Origin of the sequence: Cellulomonas biazotea, from assembly GCF_004306155.1 — a bacterium.
GTDB classification, from domain to species: Bacteria; Actinomycetota; Actinomycetes; order Actinomycetales; family Cellulomonadaceae; genus Cellulomonas; species Cellulomonas biazotea.
Map to the genome: position 1 here is coordinate 13,756 of NZ_BIMR01000059.1, position 21,904 is coordinate 35,659.

A 21,904-nucleotide genomic window follows, 5' to 3' on the forward strand; every position below is an offset into this window, starting at 1 on the left:
TGCCGTGGAGCCGAGCCGAGCGGTCAGGCGGTCGCGGCCTGCATCTGCCGGAGCTCCTTCTTGAGGCCGGAGATCTCGTCACGCAGACGCGCCGCGAGCTCGAACTGCAGCTCTCCCGCCGCGCCGTGCATCTGGTCGGTGAGGTCCTGGATGAGCCCGGCGAGCTCGCCTGCCGCGGCACCGGCGAGCCGGGTGCGCTCGTCACGCGGCGCGCCCTTCGACCCGAAGCCCGGCACGGGAGCCTTGCCGCGGCTCGACTGCCGACCCGCACCGCCCAGCAGCTCGGCCGTGTCGGCGTCCTCGCGGGCCAGCAGGTCGGTGATGTCGCCGATCTTCTTGCGCAGCGGCGTCGGGTCGATGCCGTGCTCGGTGTTGTAGGCGATCTGCTTCTCGCGGCGACGGTTCGTCTCCTCGATGGCGATCTGCATCGCGGCCGTGATCTTGTCCGCGTACATGTGGACCTGGCCCGACACGTTGCGGGCCGCACGACCGATCGTCTGGATGAGCGACTTGCCCGACCGCAGGAAGCCCTCCTTGTCGGCGTCGAGGATCGCGACGAGCGACACCTCGGGCAGGTCGAGACCCTCGCGGAGCAGGTTGATGCCGACCAGGACGTCGTACTCCCCGAGTCGCAGCTCGCGCAGCAGCTCGACGCGGCGCAGCGTGTCGACCTCCGAGTGCAGGTACCGGACCCGGACGCCCTTCTCCAGGAAGTAGTCCGTGAGGTCCTCGGCCATCTTCTTCGTCAGGGTCGTGACCAGGACGCGCTCGTCCTTCTCGACGCGCTCGTGGATCTCGCCGAGCAGGTCGTCGATCTGGCCCTTCGTCGGCTTCACGACGACCTCGGGGTCGATCAGCCCGGTCGGTCGGATGATCTGCTCCACCACGCCGTCCGCCATGGACAGCTCGTAGTCGCCCGGCGTCGCCGACAGGTACACCGTCTGACCGATGCGCTCGACGAACTCCTCCCAGCGCAGTGGCCGGTTGTCGGTCGCGCTCGGCAGCCGGAAGCCGTGCTCGACGAGCGCGCGCTTGCGCGACATGTCGCCCTCGAACATCGCGCCGATCTGCGGGACGGTCACGTGCGACTCGTCGATGACCAGCAGGAAGTCCTCGGGGAAGAAGTCGAGGAGCGTGTTGGGCGCCGAGCCGGCGGTGCGGCCGTCGATGTGCCGCGAGTAGTTCTCGATGCCTGAGCACGAGCCGATCTGGCGCATCATCTCGATGTCGTAGGTGGTGCGCATGCGCAGCCGCTGGGCCTCGAGGAGCTTGTTCTGCTTCTCCAGCTCGTCGAGGCGCGCCTCGAGCTCGAGCTCGATGCCCGTGATCGCCCGCTCCATCCGCTCGGGGCCGGCGACGTAGTGGGTCGCCGGGAAGATCATCATCTGCTCCTCGCTGCGGACGACGTCGCCCGTGAGCGGGTGCAGGGTGGCGATGGCCTCGATCTCGTCGCCGAAGAACTCGATCCGGATCGCGAGCTCCTCGTACATCGGGATGATCTCGACCGTGTCGCCGCGGACCCGGAACGTCCCGCGCGTGAACGCCAGGTCGTTGCGCGTGTACTGCATCTGCACGAACCGCCGCAGCAGCTGGTCGCGGTCGATCTGCTGCCCGACGTTCAGCGTGACCATCCGGTCGACGTACTCCTGCGGGGTGCCGAGGCCGTAGATGCAGCTCACCGACGCCACCACGACGACGTCCCGCCGGGTCAGCAGCGAGCTCGTGGCGGAGTGCCGCAGGCGCTCGACCTCGTCGTTGATCGACGAGTCCTTCTCGATGTAGGTGTCCGTCTGCGCGATGTACGCCTCGGGCTGGTAGTAGTCGTAGTACGACACGAAGTACTCGACGGCGTTGTTCGGCAGGAGCTCCCGGAACTCGGTCGCGAGCTGCGCGGCGAGCGTCTTGTTGGGCGCCATGACGAGCGTGGGTCGCTGGACCTGCTCGATGAGCCACGCCGTCGTCGCGGACTTGCCGGTCCCCGTCGCACCGAGCAGCACGACGTCCTTCTCCCCCGCGTTGACCCGTCGGGTGAGGTCGGCGATCGCCTGGGGCTGGTCGCCCGAGGGCGAGTACTCGGAGATCACCTCGAACGGTGCGACGGTCCGCTGCAGCTCGGTCACAGGACGCATGCCCCCACGGTACGTGGCACCACCGACACCCGCCCCGGTCGTGGTCCAGGGCGGTCGTGCCCGCGCGGAGCGCGCAGACCGACCGGGCGTTCCCGCCCGTTGTGCCGCCTCAGGATGGTACACATGGAGGATGCGGATAACGGCACCCTCGCAGGTCGCGACGGCGAAGCCCCCGACCCGGCTCCCCGCGCCCGCGCAGCAGCCCGCCCTCGACGGGCTCGGCCCCCTCCCCGAGGCCGCCTGGGCGACCGTCCGCGGCCCCGAGCGGTACGCCCCCCAGCTGCGCCGCCTCGCCGACGCTGCCGTCGCCGCCGGCCTCACGCCCACGGACCTCTCCTCCCCCGCGGGCCCGTGGGGGAAGCAGACGGGGATGGACCACCTCGGCGACGTCCGCGGCTGGAAGCCCGCCACGCGCGCGCTCTACGGCAAGGTCGCCCGCTACGCCGGCATCGCACTGCCCCAGCCGCACACGCCCGAGCCCGCCGTGCGCCGCCTCGACCTCGCCTGGCTGCTGCGCGCCGCCCCCACCGACGTCGACGACCTCGACGCGATCCGCGCCCGCGCCTGGCTCGCCGTCGCCGTGCACTGGCCCGCACCGCTCCCCCAGTGGGCGGCGCTGCGCCGTGAGCACGTCTCCACGACGCCCGACGGCCACGTCGCGATCGTCGCCCCCACCGCCCACGACGCCGCCCGCCACCACCCGGCCGGGGTCGGCGACGAGGCCGCCCGCGCGTGGCTCACCGGCACCGTGTCCGTCCCGGCCGCCGTCGCGTGGGAGACGTGGGACCGGACCCGTGACCGCGACCCGCGCCTCGCCGCGAGCCCGTGGGCGCTCGCCGCGCTGGTCCCCGGTCGGCTGCCCGGCTCGGCCGTGGGCGACCCCCTGTCCGTCCGCGGGCTCCAGGCCGCGTTCGGGCGGCACACGGCGCGCGCGGCCGTCGTCGTCCAGCTCGCCGGCCGGGACGACCTCGCCCGCGCCTACGGCGCGCTCTCGTACGACACCGTGCGCCGGCTGGCGCAGACGGGCGGCTGGACCGCGGACGGGCTGCACGTGCCGCGCGGGCTCGTGCGCGCGTCACGGCGGCCCGCCACGGCGACCGACCCCGACCGGCCCGCACGACGCGGCACCGTGCGCGAGGCACGCCCCTCGCCTGGCACCGCCGTCGGAGGCGGGTCCGGCCGGGCGTCAGGACAGGGCGCCCGCTGACACCCGCACGTCCGTCTCCGTGCGCACCGCCGCCCCCACCAGCGCGACCAGGGCACGCGCGACGTCCACCGTCGCGAGCGTCGGGCCGTCCCCGACCTGCTCCGGCGCCCGAGGGACGTGCACGAAGCCGCTGCGGACCTCGGGACGTGCGGCGAGCAGGTGCTGCAGCGCGTAGAACGTGGCGTTGCAGACGTACGTCCCGGCGGTTCCCGACACCTCGGCCGGCACACCGGCGTCGCGGGCCGCCAGCACGCACGCCTTGACGGGCAGCGTCGCGAAGAAGGCCGCGGGCGCCCCGGCGATCACGGGGACGTCGACGGGAGCGGACCCGTCCGCGTCCGGGATCCGCGCGTCGATGACGTTGACCGCGACGCGCTCCACGCCGACGGCCGCCCGTCCCCCGGCCTCGCCGACGCAGAGGACCACGTCCGGCTCGACCTCGGCCACGGCGGTCCGCAGCTCCTGGCGGGCGCGCCGGAACGACACCGGGAGGCGGCGCACGACCAGCTCGACGTCGGCGTCGTCCCAGGCGTCACGCACGACGGCGACGGCCTCCCACGACGCGTTGAGGGCCTGCCCGTCGAACGGCTCGAACCCGGTCAGCAGGACGCGGGTCACGGGGTCTCGGCCGCGATCTCGTCCGCGGCCTCCACCTCGAGCCGGTCCCACAGCTCGTCGACCTGGCCGCGCAGGTCGGCGTCGCTGCCGGTGCCGTCGAGGACGACGTCGGCGACCGCGAGGCGCGCGTCGTCGGCGGCCTGGGCGGCGACCCGGGCCTCGGCGTCCTCGCGCGACATGCCGCGCAGCCGCACGAGCCGCTCGACCCGCAGGACGGCGGGCGCGTGCACGACGACGAGGACGTGGAAAGCGTCGGCCTGACCGGTCTCGACGAGCAGCGGGATGTCGTGGACGACGACCGCACCGTGGTCGACGACGGCGGCGGCCGCCTCCCGCTCGGCGGCGAGGCGCCGCACGACGGGGTGCACGATGGCGTCCAGGCGTGCGCGTGCCGCGGGGTCGGCGAACACGATCGCCGCGAGGGCGGGACGGTCGAGCGTCCCGTCGGCCGCGAGCACGCCCGGGCCGAACTCCTCGACCACGGCGTCGAGGCCCGCGGTCCCCGGCGCGACGGCCTCGCGGGCCAGCTCGTCGGAGTCGATGACGACCGCCCCGAGCTCGCGCAGTCGCTGGGCCGCGACGGACTTGCCGGCCGCGATCCCCCCGGTCAACCCGATGCGTTGCATGCGCCCATCCTGCCGGACACGGCGCGGGTGGGCGCGGCGCGAGATCGACGCGGGCCGAGACGGCGCGAGGTCCACGCACGCCGACGGGCCGGCCACCCGAGGGTGACCGGCCCGTCGATCGAGCTCACCGGGGACGAGCCCCGGACGAGATCAGTTGCCCGTGAGCTTCTCGCGCAGGGCGGCCAGCGCCTCGTCGGACGCGAGGGTGCCGGTGGCCTCCTCGGTGGACGACGAGTACGTCGACGGCGTGCTGCCGCCGCCGCTGCTGCTGCTGCCCGTCTCCGAGGTCGCGGCCTCGGCGTCGGCCTTCGCGGCGTCGGCGACCTGCTTGCGGTGCGCCTCCCAGCGCTCGTGCGCGGCCGCGTACTGGGCCTCCCACGTCTCGCGCTGCGACTCGAAGCCCTCGAGCCACTCGTTGGTGGTCGGGTCGAAGCCCTCGGGGTACTTGTAGTTGCCGGCCTCGTCGTACTCCGCCGCCATGCCGTACAGCGCGGGGTCGAAGTCCTCGGACGCCGGGTCGAAGCCCTCGTTCGCCTGCTTGAGCGACAGCGAGATGCGGCGACGCTCGAGGTCGATGTCGATGACCTTGACGAAGACGTCGTCGCCGACCTGGACGACCTGCTCGGGGATCTCGACGTGGCGCACGGCCAGCTCCGAGATGTGCACGAGGCCCTCGATGCCGTCCTCGACGCGCACGAACGCACCGAACGGGACGAGCTTGGTGACCTTGCCGGGGACGACCTGGCCGATGGCGTGCGTCCGGGCGAAGGCCTGCCACGGGTCCTCCTGCGTCGCCTTCAGCGACAGGGAGACACGCTCGCGGTCGAAGTCGACGTCGAGGACCTCGACGGTGACCTCCTGGCCGACCTCGACGACCTCGGACGGGTGGTCGATGTGCTTCCAGGACAGCTCGGAGACGTGCACGAGGCCGTCCACGCCACCCAGGTCGACGAACGCACCGAAGTTGACGATCGAGGACACGACACCGGGCCGGACCTGGCCCTTCTGCAGCGTCTGCAGGAAGGTCGAGCGGACCTCCGACTGCGTCTGCTCGAGCCACGCACGGCGCGACAGGACCACGTTGTTGCGGTTCTTGTCGAGCTCGATGATCTTGGCCTCGATCTCCTTGCCGACGTACGGCTGGAGGTCGCGGACGCGACGCATCTCCACGAGCGAGGCGGGCAGGAAGCCGCGCAGACCGATGTCGAGGATGAGGCCGCCCTTGACGACCTCGATGACGGTGCCGGTGACGACGCCGTCCTCCTCCTTGATCTTCTCGATCGTGCCCCACGCGCGCTCGTACTGGGCGCGCTTCTTGGACAGGATCAGCCGGCCTTCCTTGTCCTCCTTCTGGAGGACCAGGGCCTCGACCTCGTCGCCGACCTTGACGACCTCACCGGGGTCCACGTCGTGCTTGATGGACAGCTCACGGGAGGGGATGACGCCCTCGGTCTTGTAGCCGATGTCGAGAAGGACCTCGTCGCGGTCGACCTTGACGATGGTGCCCTCGACGATGTCGCCATCGTTGAAGTACTTGATGGTGGCGTCGATGGCAGCGAGGAAGTCCTCGGCCGAACCGATGTCGTTGACCGCGACCTGCGGGGTGGCGGGCTTCGCGGGGGTGGAGATGCTCATGTAGGGATGGGCTCCGTTGCGGACAGGATGTTGTGCGGACAGGGTGTCGGTGCGGGTGCACCGCTGTGCGTCGTGCGTTCGGTCGTGCTGCGGTGCCCTCACGATCAACGCAGGGAGACCTCCGGCCCACGGACGAGGTCCGGGAGCAGGTTCGTGCGAGGTCGTTCCTGGAGGAAGGCGCGCGGCACCGCCGTCCACCCTATCGGGGCGGCGACGGGCGGGTCAAAGCGCCGGGGCGGGCTCAGGCCAGCGCGCGCGCCACCGCGAGGAGCTCGTCGGGCACGTGCTTGACCTTGCCGGCGACCTCGCTCAGCGGGACCAGCTCCACCTTCTCGCCCCGCAGGGCCGTCATGACGTTCGAGCGGCCCTCGGTGATGGCGTCGATCGCCGCGACCCCGAACCGCGACCCGAGGATCCGGTCGGTGGGCGACGGCGTCCCGCCGCGCTGCACGTGGCCGAGCACGGTGACGCGCGTGTCGAACCCGGTGCGCTGCTCGATCTCCGCCTTGAGCCGCTCGCCGATCGCGCCCGCGACGATCTCGCCGAACTTGCCGACCTGCGTCTCGTAGTGCATCGACGTGCCCTCGGCCGGCACGGCGCCCTCGGCGACGACCACGATCGAGAAGCTCGCGTGCGCGCGGTGGCGGTGCTTGAGGAACCGCTCGATGCGGTCGATGTCGAACGGCGCCTCGGGCGCGAGCACGAGCTCGGCGCCTCCCGCGATGCCCGACGTCGCGGCGATCCAGCCCGCGTGCCGTCCCATGACCTCGACGATCATGACGCGGTTGTGGCTCTCCGCGGTCGTGTGGATGCGGTCGATCGCGTCGGTCGCGATCGCGACGGCCGTGTCGAAGCCGATCGACTGGTCCGTGCCCCAGACGTCGTTGTCGATGGTCTTGGGGATCGCGACGATCTTCACGCCCGCCTCGGCGACCTTGCTCGCGGCGTGCAGCGTGCCGTCGCCGCCGATGCAGATGAGGGCCTCGATGCGCTCGGCCTCGAGCGTCGCGAGGACCGCGTCGATGCCGCCCTCGCCGGCGTGCGGGTGGAACCGCGCCGTGCCGAGCAGCGTGCCGCCGACGGGCAGGACGTTGCGGATGTGCTGGCGCGTCAGCGGCTCCGAGGCACCGTCGACGACGCCCCGCCAGCCGTTGCGGAAGCCGATGATCGAGTGGCCGTACTGCCCCTCGCCGTGCTTGACGACGGCGCGGATCGCGGCGTTGAGGCCGGGGACGTCCCCGCCTCCGGTGAGCAGACCGACACGCACGGGGAACTCCTTCGGCACGACTGGTACGGGGGACGACGTCAGCGCACCGTCGGGCTGCCGTGGTCGCCAGCCTAGTCGTGGCCAGGAAGGACGTCCGTGCCTTCGGTCCCGGTCGGGGCGTCGCCGCCCGGGGTACGTCCCCGCAGGGCCGGCCGCCGACCCGTGCGGAGCGTCAGCCCGCGCGGCCCAGCTCGAGCGTCCGGCCCGGGATCGCCTCCAGCAGGGTCCGCGTGTACGCGGTCTGCGGCGCGTCGAACACCTCGTCCGCGGTGCCCTGCTCGACGATCCGGCCCTGCTCCATCACGCAGACGACGTCCGCGATCTGCCGGACCACGGCGAGGTCGTGGCTGATGAACAGGTACGACAGCCCGAGCCGCTGCTGCAGGTCCGCGAGCAGGTGCAGGATCTGCGCCTGCACGACGACGTCGAGCGCGGAGACCGCCTCGTCGCACACCACGAGCTCCGGGTCGAGGGCGAGCGCGCGGGCGATCGCGACGCGCTGCCGCTGCCCGCCCGACAGCTCGCCCGGGTAGCGGCGCAGCAGCTGGGTCGGCAGGGCGACGTCCTCCATGAGCCGGTGCACGCGCTCGCGCCGCTCGGCGGCGGTGCCGGCGCGGTGCGCGCGCAGCGGCTCCTCGATCGTGCGGTAGATGGTGAACAGCGGGTCGAGCGACGCGTACGGGTCCTGGAAGATCGGCTGCACGCGTCGGCGGAACGCGACCTCGGCGGCCCGGTCGCGGCCGGTGCCGACGTCGGTTCCGTCGAACCGGATGGTCCCGCTCGTGGGCTCGAGCAGGCCGAGCATCATGCGGGCCACGGTCGACTTGCCCGAGCCGGACTCGCCGACCAGCGCCACCGTCCGACCGCGCGGGACCGTGAAGCTCACGTCGTCGACCGCCGTGAAGTCGGTGCCCCGCGAGAACAGGCCGCGGCCGCGCAGGCGGAACACCTTGCTCACGTGCTCGACCTCGACGATGGTGTCGGGCTCGGCGGGCGCACCCGGTGCTCCCGGGGTCGACACGGCGACCGCGCCCTCCCCCAGCGACGGCGCGAGCAGGTCGTCGGCCGCCGCGTCGGCGTCGCCCGACTCCTTGGCGAGAGCGATGCGTCGCGAGGCGAGGGACGGCGCCGCGGCGATGAGCCGGCGCGTGTACTCGTGCTGGGGGTCCTGCAGGATGCGCCGAGCCGGCCCCTGCTCGACGATCTCGCCGCGGTACATGACGACCACGGTGTCGGCGCGCTCGGCCGCGAGGCCGAGGTCGTGCGTGATGAGCAGGACCGCGACACCGAGCCGGGACGTCAGCGACGTCAGCCCGTCGAGGATGGTGCGCTGCACCGTGACGTCGAGCGCGGACGTGGGCTCGTCGGCGACGAGCAGCCGCGGCCGTGCGGCCAGTCCCATCGCGATGAGCGCGCGCTGGCGCATGCCGCCGGAGAACTCGTGCGGGTACTGCTGCGCGCGGCGGGCGGCGTCGGGCAGACCGGCCTCCTCGAGCAGCTCGACGGTGCGCGCCTGCGCCGCGGCGCCCTTGGCGACGCCGTTGTCCTCGAGCGCCTCGACGATCTGCGCCCCCACGCGGCGCACCGGGTTGAGGTTCGACATGGGGTCCTGCGGCACGAGGCCCATCTGGGCGCCGCGCAGCCGCGCCATGTCGGAGGCGCTCATCGTGACGACGTCCTCGCCCGCGAACAGGATGCGGCCGCCGGTGACCTTGCCGTTGGTCGCGAGCAGCCCGAGCACCGCCGCGGCGGTGGTCGACTTGCCGGACCCCGACTCCCCCACGACCGCCACGGTCTCGCCGGGGTGGACGTCGAGGCTGACGCCGCGCAGCGCGCGGGACGAGCCCGCGTCGGTCCGGAACGTCACCTCGAGGTCCTGCACCGACAGCAGCGGCTCGCCGCCGAACAGCCCGCCCGTCGTGCCCGTCACGCCGCTCACCGCTTCCTCGACCGGGGGTCCAGCGCCTCGCGCAGCGCCTCGCCGAACAACGTGAACCCGAGCGCCGTGACGGCGATGCAGGCGCCCGGCCACAGGGCGAGGCGGGGCGCGATCTCGAGCTCGCTCTGCGCGGACGTCAGCATGCGGCCCCACTCGGCCGTGGTCGGGGAGCCGCCGCCGAGGCCGAGGAACGACAGCGCGGCGGCCTCGATGACCGCGGTGGCGAGCAGGAGCGTCGCCTGCACGATGACCGGCGACGCGCTGTTCGGCATGACGTGGCTCATCGTCACCGTCCGGCGGCTCAGGCCGAGCGAGCGGGCGGCCAGCACGTAGTCCTGCCCGCGTTGCGCGAACATCGACCCGCGCAGCAGCCGCGCGAAGATCGGCACCTGCACGGCACCGATCGCGATGACGATGGCAGCGGGCGTCGGTCCGGCGATCGCCGCGATCGACACCGCCAGCAGCAGGCTCGGCACCGCGAGGAGCAGGTCGACGAAGCGCATGACACCCGTGTCGGTCCAGCCGCCCAGGCCGCCCGCGAGGCCGCCGAGCAGGATGCCGCCCAGCAGGCCCAGCAGCGTCGACAGCACGCCGATGAGCAGCGACGCGCGCGCGCCCCAGACGAGCTGGGAGAACAGGTCGGCGCCGTACCGGTCGAGGCCCAGCAGGTACTCGTCCGACGGGCCGGGGATGTAGGTCGGGCGGATCTCGGCCCGGCCCGGGAGCTCGCCCGCGTCGTACGGCGCGATGAGCGGGGCGAAGACGGCGACCAGCACGAACACCGCGACGATCGCCGCCCCGACGACCGCCCCGGGGTTGCGGCGCAGGCGACGCGCGGCGACGCGCCAGTGCGACGCGCCCGCCAGCCGGGCCTCGTCGTCCGCCCGGCCCAGGTCGAGCGGTGCGCTGGGGACCTCGTAGACCTCGGGCGCGCTCATCGCGTCGCCCTCGTCCGCGGGTCGATCACGCCGTAGGAGACGTCCACGAAGAGGTTCACGAGCGCATACACCACCGCGATGATGAGGATGAAGCCCTGCAGGACGGCGTAGTCGAGGTCGAAGACCGCGTTCGCCAGGAAGCTGCCGATGCCGGGGAAGGCGAAGACGGTCTCGGTGAGGACGGCGCCCGAAAGCAGCAGACCCACCTGCAGGCCGATGGTCGTCGCGACCGGGAGCATCGCGTTGCGCAGGATGACCCGTCGGCGCAACCGGTCCGCACCGAGCCCCTTGGCGCGGGCCGTCCGCACGTAGTCGGCGTCCTGGACCTCGATGACGGACGACCGGGTGATGCGCGCGATGATCGCGAGCGGGATCGTCCCGAGCGCGATCGCGGGGAGCACGAGGTGCATGAGCGCGTCCCAGCTCGCGTCGAACTCCCGCGTGAGGATCCCGTCGAGGACGTAGAACCCCGTCGGGTGCGTGGCCACCATCGTCGGGTCCTGCCGACCGGTGGAGGGGAACCACCCCAGGTTGACCGCGAACGCCCACTTGAGCAGGAACGCGAGGAAGAACACGGGGATCGTCACGCCGATGAGCGACGCGACGACCGTGAGGTGGTCGAGCGGCCGGCCCTGGCGCCGAGCGGCGACGTAGCCCAGCGGGATCGCGATGCCGATCGCGATGATCAGCGCGACGACCGTGAGCTCGATGGTGGCCGGGAACCGGTTGGTGAACTCCTCGAGCACGGGGCGGCCCGTGCGGGTGGAGACGCCGAAGTTGCCCTGGAGCAGCTGGCCCAGCCAGGTGACGTACTGCTGCACGAGGGGCTTGTCGAAGCCGTAGAGCTCGTTGAGGCGAGCGACCGCCTCCGGGGTGGCGCGCTCCCCCAGGAGGGCCGTGGCAGGACCTCCCGGGAGAGCGCGCACCCACAGGAACAGCAGGACCGACAACCCGAGCAGGGTGGGGACGAGCAGCGCGAGGCGCCGCAGGATCAGTCGGGGCATCGGGTGGTGCGGTCTCTCTCAGTCGCCGAGCGTGATGACGTTGTAGACCTCGTCCTGGACCGGCGAGGCCGGGTAGCCCTTGACGTCGTCCTTGAACGCAAGGGACGGGACGGGGTGCGCGAGCGGGATGCCGGGCAGGAACTCCAGGAGCTCGGCGTTGGCGGCCTCGTACGCGGCCTTCTGCTCGTCGATGTCCGCGACGTACCGGGCGTCGTTGATCGCCTGGAAGATCGCGGGGTTGTCGAAGCCCCACTCGTTCGACGGACCGCCGAAGAAGACGCCGATGAAGTTGTAGGTGTCGTTGTAGTCGCCGGTCCACCCGAGCAGGTGGATGCCGTGGTCGGACGTGCCCTGCATCTTGTCCAGGTACTCCGGGTTCCACGGGTCCGGCACCGGGTTCACCGTGATGCCGACCGCCTCGAGGTCCGCCTTGATCGCCGTGAACACCTGCTCCGGCGTCGGCATGTACGGCCGCGAGACGTTCGTCGGGTAGTTGAAGTCGATCGTGAGGTTCGACTTCCCCGCCTCGGCGAGCAGGCTCTTGGCGAGGTCCGGGTCGTAGTCGTACGTCGTGACGTCGGCGTTCCAGCCGGAGACCGACGGCGGCACGAAGTTCGTCGCGACCTCGGTGCCCTCGGGCAGCGTCTGCGCGACGAGCGCCTCCTTGTTGATCGCGTGGGCGATGGCCTGCCGGACCTTGAGGTCGGCCAGGTCGGGGTTCGCCTGGTTCATCGCGAGGTACAGGATGTTGAACGGCTCGCGGTTGACGATCTGGAAGCCCTCGTCGGCCAGCGCCTGCACGTCGGCCGGGCCGACCAGGTCGTAGCCGTCGATGTCGCCCGCCTGCAGCGCCTGCCGGCGCGCCGTCGGGTCGGAGATCACCGGGAAGACGATCCGCTTGATCTGGCCCTGGTCGCCCCAGTAGTCCTCGTTCGCGACGAGCACGACCTCCTCGCCCGGGCTCCACGAGTCGAACGTGTACGGGCCGGTGCCGGTCGGGTGCGCGTTCGCGTACTCGGGCAGGATCGGTGCGTCGCCCTCGCCGGTCACGTTGTCGGCGTCGTACTCCTCGAGCGCGGTCGGCGACTGCATCGAGAACGACGGCAGCGACAGCGCCGAGACGAGCTCGGGCAGCGGGCTCTTGAGGTGGACGACCGCGGTCGCGGCGTCGGGCGCCTCGCAGCTGTCGTACTTGCCGGTCCCGTTGAGCGTCTCGACGTCGCTCGTCGCGAACCCGCCGTTGACCTTCTGCCAGTAGTACGACAGCGACTCGGACTGCAGGATCCCGGTGAAGTTGTTCCAGCGGTCGAAGTTGAAGCAGACCGCCTCGCCGTCGAAGTCCGTGCCGTCGTGGAACTTCACGTCCTCCTTGAGGTGGAACGTGTACTCCAGGCCGTCGTCGCTGACGTCCCACGACTCCGCGAGCAGCGGCGCCGGGTCGGCCGTGCCGGGTTCCGTGCCCACGAGACCCTCGAAGATCTGCCGGGCCACGCGGAACGACTCGCCGTCGTTCGCGAAGGCGGGGTCGAGCCCCGCCGGGTCGCTCGAGGCGGCGAAGATGAACGTGTCGCGGCCACCGCTCGCGGCGTCGCTCGCGCCGCCGTCGGCGTCGCGATCGCTCGCTGCGCACGCCGTCAGGGCGAGCGCTCCGGCCGCCGAGACGGCCACCAGCTTCCAGGACTTCACCACGACCACCCTCCGTCAAGTACGTCGATCGACCGGCGCTCCTGGCACCAGCCGGGGCTGACGCTAGGTCTCCCACGTCACGACGCTGTTACGAGTGAGTACCTATTCGGGTCCGGGCGACACTATCGACATGTCCGACTTCGCGCAGCCCGTCCCGTCCGATCCGTCCGGCCCTCCGACGACCGACCCGCTCGCCGACGCCGGGTTCCGCGAGGTGCCCGACGAGGAAGGCGGAACCGCGGGCCGCCGGTGGTGGGACGAGAACGCCGCCGAGTACCTCGACGAGCACGGTGCCTTCCTCGGTCCGGCCGACTTCGTGTGGTGCCCGGAGGGCGTGCGCGAGCAGGACGCCCGGCTCCTCGGGGACGTCGCGGGCCGGCGGGTGCTCGAGATCGGGGCCGGGGCGGCGCAGTGCTCACGGTGGCTCGCCGCGCAGGGTGCCGAGGCCGTCGCGACCGACGTGTCGGGCGGCATGCTCGCCGCCGGCGCGCGCTACGACCGCGCGGCAGGCACGCGCACGCCGCTCGTCCAGGCGGACGCGCGCGCGCTGCCGTTCGCCGACGACGCCTTCGACGTCGTGTTCACGGCGTTCGGCGCCATCCCGTTCGTCCCGGACCCCGGTCGCGTGCACGCGGAGGCGCGGCGCGTCCTGCGGCCCGGCGGCCGCTGGGTCTTCGCGGTGACGCACCCGCTGCGCTGGGCGTTCCCCGACGACCCGTCCGCGCACGGGCTGACCGCGACGCGGTCCTACTTCGACCGACGTCCCTACGTCGAGACGGGCGAGTCGGGCCGCGTCCTGTACGCGGAGTACCACCGCACGCTCGGCGACCACGTCGCCGACGTCGTCGGTGCGGGCTTCGTGCTCGACCGGCTCGTCGAGCCCGCCTGGCCCGACGGGCACGACCGCGTCTGGGGCGGGTGGGGACCGGTCCGTGGCGCGCTGCTGCCGGGGACCGCGATCTTCGTGTGCCACGCGGCGTGAGGGCCCGGGACGCACCGGCACCCGGGTCCGCCGCTGCGCGGCGGCGTGCCCGGGTGCCGGGGTCCGGTCAGCGCGCCGTCAGTGCACGACCGCCTTCTCCGAGCCGGCGCCCGTGAGGGAGCGGACCTCCATCTCGGCGGACTTCTCGACGTTCGGCTTCTCCTTCGTGAGGACCGTGCCGAGGATCCCCAGGAGGAAGGCCAGCGGGATCGAGATGATGCCCGGGTTCTCCAGCGGGATGAGGTGGAAGTCGACGGACGTGTCCTTGATCATCGACAGGCTCGCCCCCGTCTTCGGGTCGACCTTGCCGGACACGACCGGCGAGATCGCGATGAGCACGATGCACGAGATCAGGCCGCCGTACATGCTCCACAGCGCGCCCGACGTGTTGAACCTCCGCCAGAACAGCGAGTAGAGGATCGTCGGCAGGTTGGCGCTGGCCGCGACCGCGAACGCGAGCGCCACGAGGAACGCGACGTTCTGCCCGTTGGCGAAGATGCCGCCGATGATCGCGAGGATGCCGATCGCGATGACCGTCATCCGCGCGACGCGGACCTCGCCGTCCGGGTTGACCTTCCCCTTCTTCAGGACGTTCGCGTAGATGTCGTGCGCGAACGACGCCGCGGCCGTGATCGTGAGACCGGCGACGACCGCGAGGATCGTCGCGAAGGCGACCGCGGAGATGAGGCCCAGCAGGATCGTGCCGCCGAGCTCGTAGGCGAGCATCGGCGCCGCGGAGTTCACGCCGCCCGGTGCCGCCATGATCGTCTCGGGGCCGACCAGCGCCCCCGCGCCGTAGCCGAGCACGAGGGTGAACAGGTAGAAGATGCCGATCAGCCAGATCGCCCAGACGACCGAGCGACGCGCCTCCTTGGCGGAGGGGACCGTGTAGAACCGCATGAGGACGTGCGGCAGCCCGGCGGTGCCGAGAACCAGCGCGAGCGCCAGGGACACGAAGTTGAGCTGGCTCATCGCGCTCGCGCCGTACTGCTTGCCGGGCTCGACGAGCGCCTCGCCGCCCTCGCCCGCCTGGTCGATCGCGCCCTGCAGGAGGTCGGACAGGTTGAACCCGTACTTCGACAGGACCCAGACCGTCATGACGCCCGCGCCCGCGATGAGCAGGACGGCCTTGATGATCTGCACCCAGGTGGTGCCCTTCATCCCGCCGACGAGGACGTACAGGATCATGAGCGCGCCGACGACGGCGATGACGAGGCCCTGCGCGGCGGTCCCCTCGATGCCCAGCAGGAGCGCGACGAGACCACCGGCGCCGGCCATCTGCGCGAGCAGGTAGAAGAACACGACCGCGAGGGTCGACAGCGCGGCGGCCATGCGGACGGGACGCTCGCGCAGCCGGAACGACAGGACGTCGGCCATCGTGAACCGGCCGGTGTTGCGCAGCAGCTCGGCGACGAGCAGCAGGGCCACGAGCCACGCGACGAGGAACCCGATCGAGTAGAGGAACCCGTCGTAGCCGTTGATCGCGATCGCGCCGCAGATGCCGAGGAACGACGCGGCGGACAGGTAGTCGCCCGCGATCGCGGTGCCGTTCTGCGGCCCGGTGAAGGACCGGCCTGCGGCGTAGTAGTCGGCCGCCGTGCGGTTGTTGCGGGACGCACGGAAGACGATGACGAGAGTGACGAGGACGAACGCGCCGAAGATCGCGATGTTGACGATCGGCTCGCCGATCTGGTCGGACTGCTCCGCCGCGGTCCGCACGGCGGCGCTCACGCGACCTCACCGTCGTCGAGACGCCCCTCCTCGATGTGCCGGCGGAGCCGGTCGGCGACCGGGTCCTGCCGGTTGTTCGCCCAGCGGGCGTAGATCATCGTGATGGCGAACGTCGAGACGAACTGGCCGAGGCCGAACAGCAGGCCGACGGTGATCGTGCCCCAGACGCGCGTGCCCATGAAGTCGTGCGCGTACGTCGAGAGCAGGACGTAGACGAAGTACCAGACGAGGAAGAGCGCCGTCATCGGGAAGACGAAGCGCCGGAAGCGTCGCTTGAGCGCCTGGAACTCGGCGCTGCGCTGCACGCGTTGGTAGTCGGTCTCTGGGGTGCCGCTGAACGTGTCGGTCATGCACGCCTCCAGGGGACGTCGGGCGTGGCCTCGTTGCCACAGACGCCTACTGTGGCCCAGATCACGTCCGTCCACTACCGATGTTTTCGGGGGGATTCCCGAAACTTCCCCCGATACCTCCGGTTCGGACGGCTCCGCGTCCGCGCGACCTGCTGCGCGCCGTCAGCGGCGCCGCGTCAGTGCCCGGCGTCGTGCCAGCTGGCGCCCACCCCGACGCTCACGTCGAGCGGCACGTCCAGCGGACCGTCGCTCGCCGCGTCGCCCGCGGCCGCCATCTGCTCGCGCACCAGCGCCTCGACCTCGTCCCGCTCCCCCGCGGCGACCTCCAGGACGAGCTCGTCGTGGACCTGCAGCAGCACGCGCGAGGTCAGCCCGCGTCGCGTGAGCTCGCGGTCCACCCCGAGCATCGACACCTTGATGAGGTCCGCCGCGCTGCCCTGGATCGGCGCGTTGAGCGCCATCCGCTCGGCCGCCTCACGGCGCTGGCGGTTGTCGCTCGTGAGGTCCGGCAGGTACCGGCGGCGCCCGAGGATCGTCTGCGTGTAGCCCGTCTGGCGCGCCACGTCGACGACACCCGTGAGGTAGTCCCGCACGCCGCCGAACCGCGCGAAGTAGTCCTGCATGAGCCCCGCGGCCTCGGAGACCTCGATCGAGAGCTGCTGCGACAGTCCGTACGACGACAGCCCGTACGCCAGGCCGTAGCTCATCGCCTTGATCTTCGACCGCATCGCGGCCGTGACCTCGTCGGTCGGCACGCCGAACACGCGCGAGCCGACGTACGAGTGCAGGTCCTCGCCCGAGCGGAAGGCCTCGATGAGGCCCTCGTCGCCCGACAGGTGCGCCATGATCCGCATCTCGATCTGCGAGTAGTCGGCGGTCAGCAGCGTCTCGAACCCGTCGCCCACGACGAACGCCCGCCGGATCTGGCGGCCTGCCTCGGTCCGGATCGGGATGTTCTGCAGGTTCGGGTCCGCCGACGACAGCCGGCCCGTCGCCGCGATCGTCTGCTGGAACGTCGTGTGGATCCGCCCGTCCGGCGCGACCGAGCGGAGCAGCCCCTCGACCGTCTGCCGCAGGCGGATCGCGTCGCGGTGCGCGAGCAGGTGCTCGAGGAACGGGTGCTGCGTGCGCGCGAACAGGTCCGTGAGCGCCGCGGCGTCGGTCGTGTACCCCGTCTTGATCTTCTTGGTCTTGGGCATGCCGAGCTGGTCGAACAGGACCTCCTGGAGCTGCTTGGGCGACCCCAGGTTCACCTCCCGGCCGATGACCGCGTACGCGTCCGCGGCCGCACCCTGCACCTGGCCGTCGAACGACTTCTCGAGCGAGGACAGGTACGGCGCGTCGATCGCGATGCCGGTGCGCTCCATCCGGGCGAGCACGTCGACCAGCGGCAGCTCGAGGTCGCGCAGCAGGCCGTCGGCGCCGCGGTCCGCGAGCTCGCCCGCCAGCACGTCGGCGAGGTCACGCACCGCCGACGCCCGCACGGCCGCCCGACGTCCCTCGTCCGTGCCGTCGAGCTCGAGGTCCAGCGCACCCTGGCCACCGGTCGCGGCGTCGTCCGCGCCGAGCTCGCGGCGCAGGTACCCGATCGCGAGGTCGGCCAGGTCGTACGCCCGGCGGTCCGGCTGGCACAGGTACGCGGCGAGCTCGGTGTCGAAGGTGACACCCGCGATGGGCAGGCCGCGCCCGGCCAGGGCGTGCCACGCCTCCTTCGACGCGTGCACGACCTTCGGCTGCGCGGCGTCGGCCAGCCACGCGGCCAGCGCGGCCTCGTCGACGGGGTCGATCTCCGCGAGGTCGAACGCCGCCGCCTGGCCCGACGCGTCCGCCAGCGCGACGCCCCAGGCGTCCCCGCCCGACGGCGACCCGGAGCCACGCACGTCGACACCGAGCGGCTGGCCCGACCGGCCCGCGAGCCACGACCCGAGCTCGCCCGTGCCCAGGGCCGCGACGTCGAGGGCCGCCGCGGCGACCGCGGCCGGCTTCTCGTTCTCGTCCGGCAGCATCGCGAACAGCCGGTCGCGCAGCGCGCGGAACTCGAGCTCGTCGAGGATCGCGTGCAGCTCGTGACGGTCCCACGGCCGCGCCGCCAGGTCCTCCGGACCGAGCGGCAGCTCGAGGTCCGTGAGGAGGTGGTTGAGCTGCCGGTTGAGCTGCACCTGCTCGAGGTTCTCGCGCAGCGACTCCCCCGCCTTGCCGGTGACCTTGTCGGCGTTCGCGACGATGCCCTCGAGGCCGTCGAACTGGCCGATCCACTTCGCGGCGGTCTTCGGGCCGACGCCCGGGATCCCCGGCAGGTTGTCCGACGTCTCGCCGACGAGCGCCGCGAGGTCCGGGTACCGCTCCGGCGGCACGCCGTACTTGGTCTCGACCGCCGCGGGCGTCATGCGCGCGAGCTCGGAGACGCCCTTGACCGGGTACAGCACGGTGACGTCGTCGTTGACGAGCTGGAGGGCGTCGCGGTCGCCCGTGCAGATGAGCACCTGCATCCCCTGCGCGCGGGCCTGGTGCGAGAGCGTCGCGAGGATGTCGTCCGCCTCGTAGTGCGGCTTCTCCAGGACCGGGATGTGCATCGTCGCGAGCACCCGCTGGATGATCGGCACCTGGCCGCGGAACGGCTCGGGCGTCGCGTCGCGGTTGCCCTTGTACGCCTCGTACTGCTCGGTGCGGAACGTCGTGCGGCCCACGTCGAACGCGACCGCGACGTGCGTCGGCTCCTCGTCCCGCAGCAGGTTGGCGAGCATCGACGTGAACCCGAAGACCGCGTTGGTCGGGGTGCCCGTCGACGTCGCGAACTTGTCGACCGGAAGCGCGAAGAACGCGCGGTACGCCATCGAGTGGCCGTCGATCAGCAGGAGCCGCGCGGGACCCGCGGGGACGGCCGGGGCCGTCGACGACGGGGCGTCGGGCAGGACGTCGGGCAGGGCGGCTGGCTGTGCGTCGCTCACGGGTGCCAACCTATCTGCCATGTCCGACACCTCTGACGCCCTGGCCGCGACCCCGTCGATCGCCGGCACCCTCCTCGAGCGCATGGGCATCGAGGTCGTCGAGCTCTCCGCCGGGCGGGCCGTCGGCACCATGCCCGTCGAGGGCAACACCCAGCCGTACGGGCTGCTGCACGGCGGTGCGTCGGCCGTGCTCGCCGAGACGCTCGGGTCCTACGCGGCCCAGGTGCACGCCGGAGCCGGACGTGCCGCGGTCGGCATCGAGCTGAGCGCGACGCACCACCGGTCCGCACGGTCCGGACTCGTCACCGGGACGGCGACGGCCCTGCACCTGGGCTCGACGCTCGCGACCTACGAGGTCGTCGTCGAGGACGCCGACGGCCGTCGGCTCTGCACCGCAAGGCTCACCTGCATGCTGATCGACGCCCGCCGCTGACCCGCGGCGTCGACCCCGGGAGCGGACGCCTGCTCGGGCACCTCGGTCGCGCGGATGCGACCCTGCCGCCGCCGCGCGATGAGGTCCTCCAGCCCGCGTGAGCCCGCGCGCCGCGGCGCGCCCTGCATCACCGCGGGCGCGAGGTCGTGCGCGAGGCGGCGCTGCAGCGCCGACGTCGTGACGACCCGGTGCGACGCCGCCGGGGCGAAGCCCAGCCGGGCCAGGAAGCGCTGCATCCCGCGGGCGCCGGGCAGGGGCGAGGCGTACAGCTCGGTGGCCCCGACCTCCTCGGCGCGGGCGACCGCGGCCACGAGGAGCGCGTGCCCGAGACCGCGTCGACGCGCCTCGGGGACGACGTACACCGCCTCGATGTTCATGCTGACGACGTCCGTGAACGGCCCCGGCCCGACGACGCGGGCGAGCAGCAGCCCGCTCGCGTGGCCGTCGAGCGAGGCCACCAGGACGAGACCGCCGGGGAACGCTCGGAGCGCTCCCAGCTGGTCGCGGAGACGGTCGGCGTCGTCCGTGCACAGCTGCGCCCCGACGGCCGCCTCGCGGCGCGCCAGCAGGCACACCTCGACGAGGTCTTCGAGATCGTCAGGGCACGCGATGCGGACGTGGACACCTGGGCGCACGGCGGTCGAGCCTCCAGACGGGACGAGGGGGATCCCTTCGGGCTGGTGCCGTCCTGCCCGCGGCGGCACCGAGACCGATCATGGCGCAGCGGCCGTCCACCTGCCTAGTCCCCCAAGGTCCCGGGCCTCCCGGACCTGGACGGACGCCCAGCATCGAGGCTCGTCGGAGGCGACACCGGCTCACTCGTTCGGCGCGGCTCTCGCGTTCACGTAATGAACAAGACACAATCCCTCCCTATCGTCCTGCCACCCCGGCTGGGCGTCGCACCCGCTCGACAGCGCCGCCGAGCCCACTCGTCTCGCGCTCCTACACACGACGGACGGAGGTCCCAGGTGCGACCAGTCGCCGCGGACCCGCTCGCCGGCTCGCCACCTCGAGCCGCACGCCCCCTCACGCTGCTGCTCCTCGTGGCCGCCTTCCTCACGTGGTCGGTCCTCGGTCTCGCGACCGCGCCGTCCGCCCGCGCCGCCACGCAGGCCTGCGTCGCCGACGCGGCGACCGGCTGCATCAACGGGACCATCCGGACCTCGGCGGGCGCGCCCGCCGCCGGGACCACGCTCACGGTCGACGGACCCGGCGGGGAGTCCACGGCCACGACCGACGCCGAGGGCCGCTGGTCCGTCGCCGTCACCGAGGCCGGGGAGTACGAGGTGACGCTCGACACCGCGACGCTGCCGGCCGGGGAGACGTTGCGGCTGCCCGACCAGAACCCCCGCGTCGTCCAGGTGAACCTCGGCTCGTCGTCCGTCGCGCTGTTCCCGCTCGGTGCGCCCGTCGAGGCGCCCGCGGGCGGCGACGACGGCTCGACCGACGAGCCCAGCGCGGCCCCCGCACCGGGCTCCGGCACCGGGCAGGCCGCCACGGCCGCGTCCAGCGGGTCCGGGATCACCGCGGCCCGGGTCGCCCAGCTCACGGTCAACGGGCTCGTGTTCGGCACGCTCCTGGCGCTCGCCAGCGTCGGCCTGTCGCTGATCTACGGGACGACCGGCCTGAGCAACTTCGCGCACGGCGAGCAGGTGTCCCTCGGCGGGATCCTCGCGTACGTCGGCACGCAGCTCGTCGGGCTGCCGCTCGTGCCGTCGGCGATCATCGCCGTCGCCATCGGTGCCGCGACCGGCTGGCTGCAGGACACGTTCCTGTGGCGGCCGCTGCGGCGCCGCGGCGTCGGGATGATCCAGCAGATGATCGTGACGATCGGTCTGTCGATGGCGATCTCGTACGTCTTCCAGTTCTTCTTCGGCGCCGGGCCCCTGCGCATCGTCACCGACACGCCCCAGTCCGTGATGATCGGCCCCGTCCGGCTCACGGTCACGACGCTCATCTCGATGGGCGTCGCGGCGGTCGCGCTCGGCGGCGTCGCGTACTTCCTGCTCGGCACCCGGGCCGGCCGCGCCACCCGTGCCGTCGCCGACAACCCCGCGCTCAGCGCGGCGTCCGGCATCTCCGTCAACCGGATGATCCGGCTGGTCTGGGTGCTCGGCGCGGGCCTCGCGGCCCTCGGCGGCGTCCTCGTCGGGCTCTACTTCGGCGCGACGTCGTGGTACTCCGGCGGTGCGCTGCTGCTGCTCATGTTCGCCGCGGTCACCCTCGGCGGGCTCGGGGCGGCGTTCGGCGCCCTCGCCGGATCCATCGTCATCGGCCTCGTGGTCGAGCTGTCGAGCCTCTGGATCCCTATCGACATGCGCTACGCCTCGGCGCTCGTCATCCTCATCCTCGTCCTGCTGGTACGACCGCAGGGCATCCTCGGCCGAGCGACGCGCGTCGGATAAGGAACC

Annotated in this window: 17 protein-coding genes; 4 read left to right on the plus strand and 13 right to left on the minus strand. The window is 72.4% G+C overall.

From position 1 onward, the window contains the following. Positions 1–23: 23 nt before the first annotated feature. Positions 24–2,129 carry an excinuclease ABC subunit UvrB gene (gene uvrB, locus CBZ_RS05185; RefSeq protein ID WP_130780523.1) on the minus strand — a complete coding sequence of 702 codons (2,106 nt, stop codon included), beginning with the start codon at positions 2,127–2,129 and terminating at the stop codon, positions 24–26. A gap of 130 nt (positions 2,130–2,259) precedes the next feature. Between uvrB and CBZ_RS05190 the strand changes: the two genes are divergently transcribed. Further along, positions 2,260–3,336 (plus strand): hypothetical protein, encoded by a 1,077-nt coding sequence (locus CBZ_RS05190; protein ID WP_130780524.1) that lies wholly within the window; start codon positions 2,260–2,262, stop codon positions 3,334–3,336. On the opposite strand, the gene pcp is transcribed toward CBZ_RS05190, so the two are convergent. From pcp to CBZ_RS05230, 8 genes are all read right to left on the minus strand, one after another. Then, entirely contained in the window at positions 3,316–3,954 is a 639-nt protein-coding gene (gene pcp / locus CBZ_RS05195; RefSeq protein ID WP_130780525.1) for a pyroglutamyl-peptidase I, read from the minus strand. The two genes, CBZ_RS05190 and pcp, sit on opposite strands and share 21 nt — an antisense overlap. Continuing rightward, positions 3,951–4,580 (minus strand): dephospho-CoA kinase, encoded by a 630-nt coding sequence (coaE, locus tag CBZ_RS05200; RefSeq protein ID WP_130780526.1) that lies wholly within the window; start codon positions 4,578–4,580, stop codon positions 3,951–3,953. The genes pcp and coaE overlap by 4 nt, the downstream gene beginning before the upstream one ends. Positions 4,581–4,730: 150 nt before the next feature. Beyond that, entirely contained in the window at positions 4,731–6,215 is a 1,485-nt protein-coding gene (gene rpsA, locus CBZ_RS05205; protein ID WP_130780527.1) for a 30S ribosomal protein S1, read from the minus strand. A 241-nt stretch (positions 6,216–6,456) separates the two neighbouring features. Beyond that, on the minus strand, positions 6,457–7,482 hold the full coding sequence (locus CBZ_RS05210) for a 6-phosphofructokinase (RefSeq protein WP_130780528.1): 1,026 nt from the start codon (positions 7,480–7,482) through the stop codon (positions 6,457–6,459). A 172-nt stretch (positions 7,483–7,654) separates the two neighbouring features. Further along, positions 7,655–9,412 carry a dipeptide ABC transporter ATP-binding protein gene (locus tag CBZ_RS05215; protein ID WP_130780529.1) on the minus strand — a complete coding sequence of 586 codons (1,758 nt, stop codon included), beginning with the start codon at positions 9,410–9,412 and terminating at the stop codon, positions 7,655–7,657. Positions 9,413–9,417: 5 nt separating this feature from the next. After that, the gene (locus CBZ_RS05220) at positions 9,418–10,359 is read right to left on the minus strand and encodes an ABC transporter permease (protein WP_130780530.1); all 942 of its coding nucleotides are present in this window, start codon (positions 10,357–10,359) and stop codon (positions 9,418–9,420) included. Continuing rightward, complete coding sequence (locus CBZ_RS05225; RefSeq protein WP_130780531.1) at positions 10,356–11,363, minus strand: ABC transporter permease; 1,008 nt, start codon at positions 11,361–11,363, stop codon at positions 10,356–10,358. Before CBZ_RS05225 ends, CBZ_RS05220 begins: the two co-directional genes overlap by 4 nt. A gap of 18 nt (positions 11,364–11,381) precedes the next feature. Beyond that, a complete protein-coding gene (locus tag CBZ_RS05230) occupies positions 11,382–13,049 on the minus strand; it encodes an ABC transporter substrate-binding protein (protein WP_130780532.1) in 1,668 nt (555 codons plus the stop codon). 130 nt (positions 13,050–13,179) lie between these two features. On the opposite strand from CBZ_RS05230, the gene CBZ_RS05235 reads away from it, so the two are divergent. Beyond that, positions 13,180–14,031: a class I SAM-dependent methyltransferase gene (locus CBZ_RS05235; RefSeq protein WP_130780533.1), complete on the plus strand. Its 852-nt coding sequence runs from the start codon at positions 13,180–13,182 to the stop codon at positions 14,029–14,031. Positions 14,032–14,109: 78 nt separating this feature from the next. Here the strand turns inward: CBZ_RS05235 and CBZ_RS05240 are convergent, their stop codons facing one another. The 3 genes from CBZ_RS05240 to polA form a co-directional block, all read right to left on the minus strand. Next, positions 14,110–15,762: a monocarboxylic acid transporter gene (locus CBZ_RS05240; RefSeq protein ID WP_130780534.1), complete on the minus strand. Its 1,653-nt coding sequence runs from the start codon at positions 15,760–15,762 to the stop codon at positions 14,110–14,112. Next, positions 15,759–16,112, minus strand: coding sequence for a DUF485 domain-containing protein (locus tag CBZ_RS05245; protein WP_130780535.1), 354 nt, complete (start codon positions 16,110–16,112; stop codon positions 15,759–15,761). The genes CBZ_RS05240 and CBZ_RS05245 overlap by 4 nt, the downstream gene beginning before the upstream one ends. Before the next feature lie 176 nt (positions 16,113–16,288). Further along, positions 16,289–18,946: a DNA polymerase I gene (gene polA / locus CBZ_RS05250; protein WP_246013074.1), complete on the minus strand. Its 2,658-nt coding sequence runs from the start codon at positions 18,944–18,946 to the stop codon at positions 16,289–16,291. A gap of 133 nt (positions 18,947–19,079) precedes the next feature. On the opposite strand from polA, the gene CBZ_RS05255 reads away from it, so the two are divergent. Then, complete coding sequence (locus tag CBZ_RS05255; RefSeq protein ID WP_130780537.1) at positions 19,080–19,493, plus strand: PaaI family thioesterase; 414 nt, start codon at positions 19,080–19,082, stop codon at positions 19,491–19,493. On the opposite strand, the gene CBZ_RS05260 is transcribed toward CBZ_RS05255, so the two are convergent. After that, a complete protein-coding gene (locus CBZ_RS05260) occupies positions 19,409–20,128 on the minus strand; it encodes a GNAT family N-acetyltransferase (protein ID WP_165446662.1) in 720 nt (239 codons plus the stop codon). The two genes, CBZ_RS05255 and CBZ_RS05260, sit on opposite strands and share 85 nt — an antisense overlap. A 333-nt stretch (positions 20,129–20,461) precedes the next feature. On the opposite strand from CBZ_RS05260, the gene CBZ_RS05265 reads away from it, so the two are divergent. Next, the gene (locus tag CBZ_RS05265) at positions 20,462–21,898 is read left to right on the plus strand and encodes a branched-chain amino acid ABC transporter permease (RefSeq protein WP_130780538.1); all 1,437 of its coding nucleotides are present in this window, start codon (positions 20,462–20,464) and stop codon (positions 21,896–21,898) included. Positions 21,899–21,904: the final 6 nt, after the last annotated feature.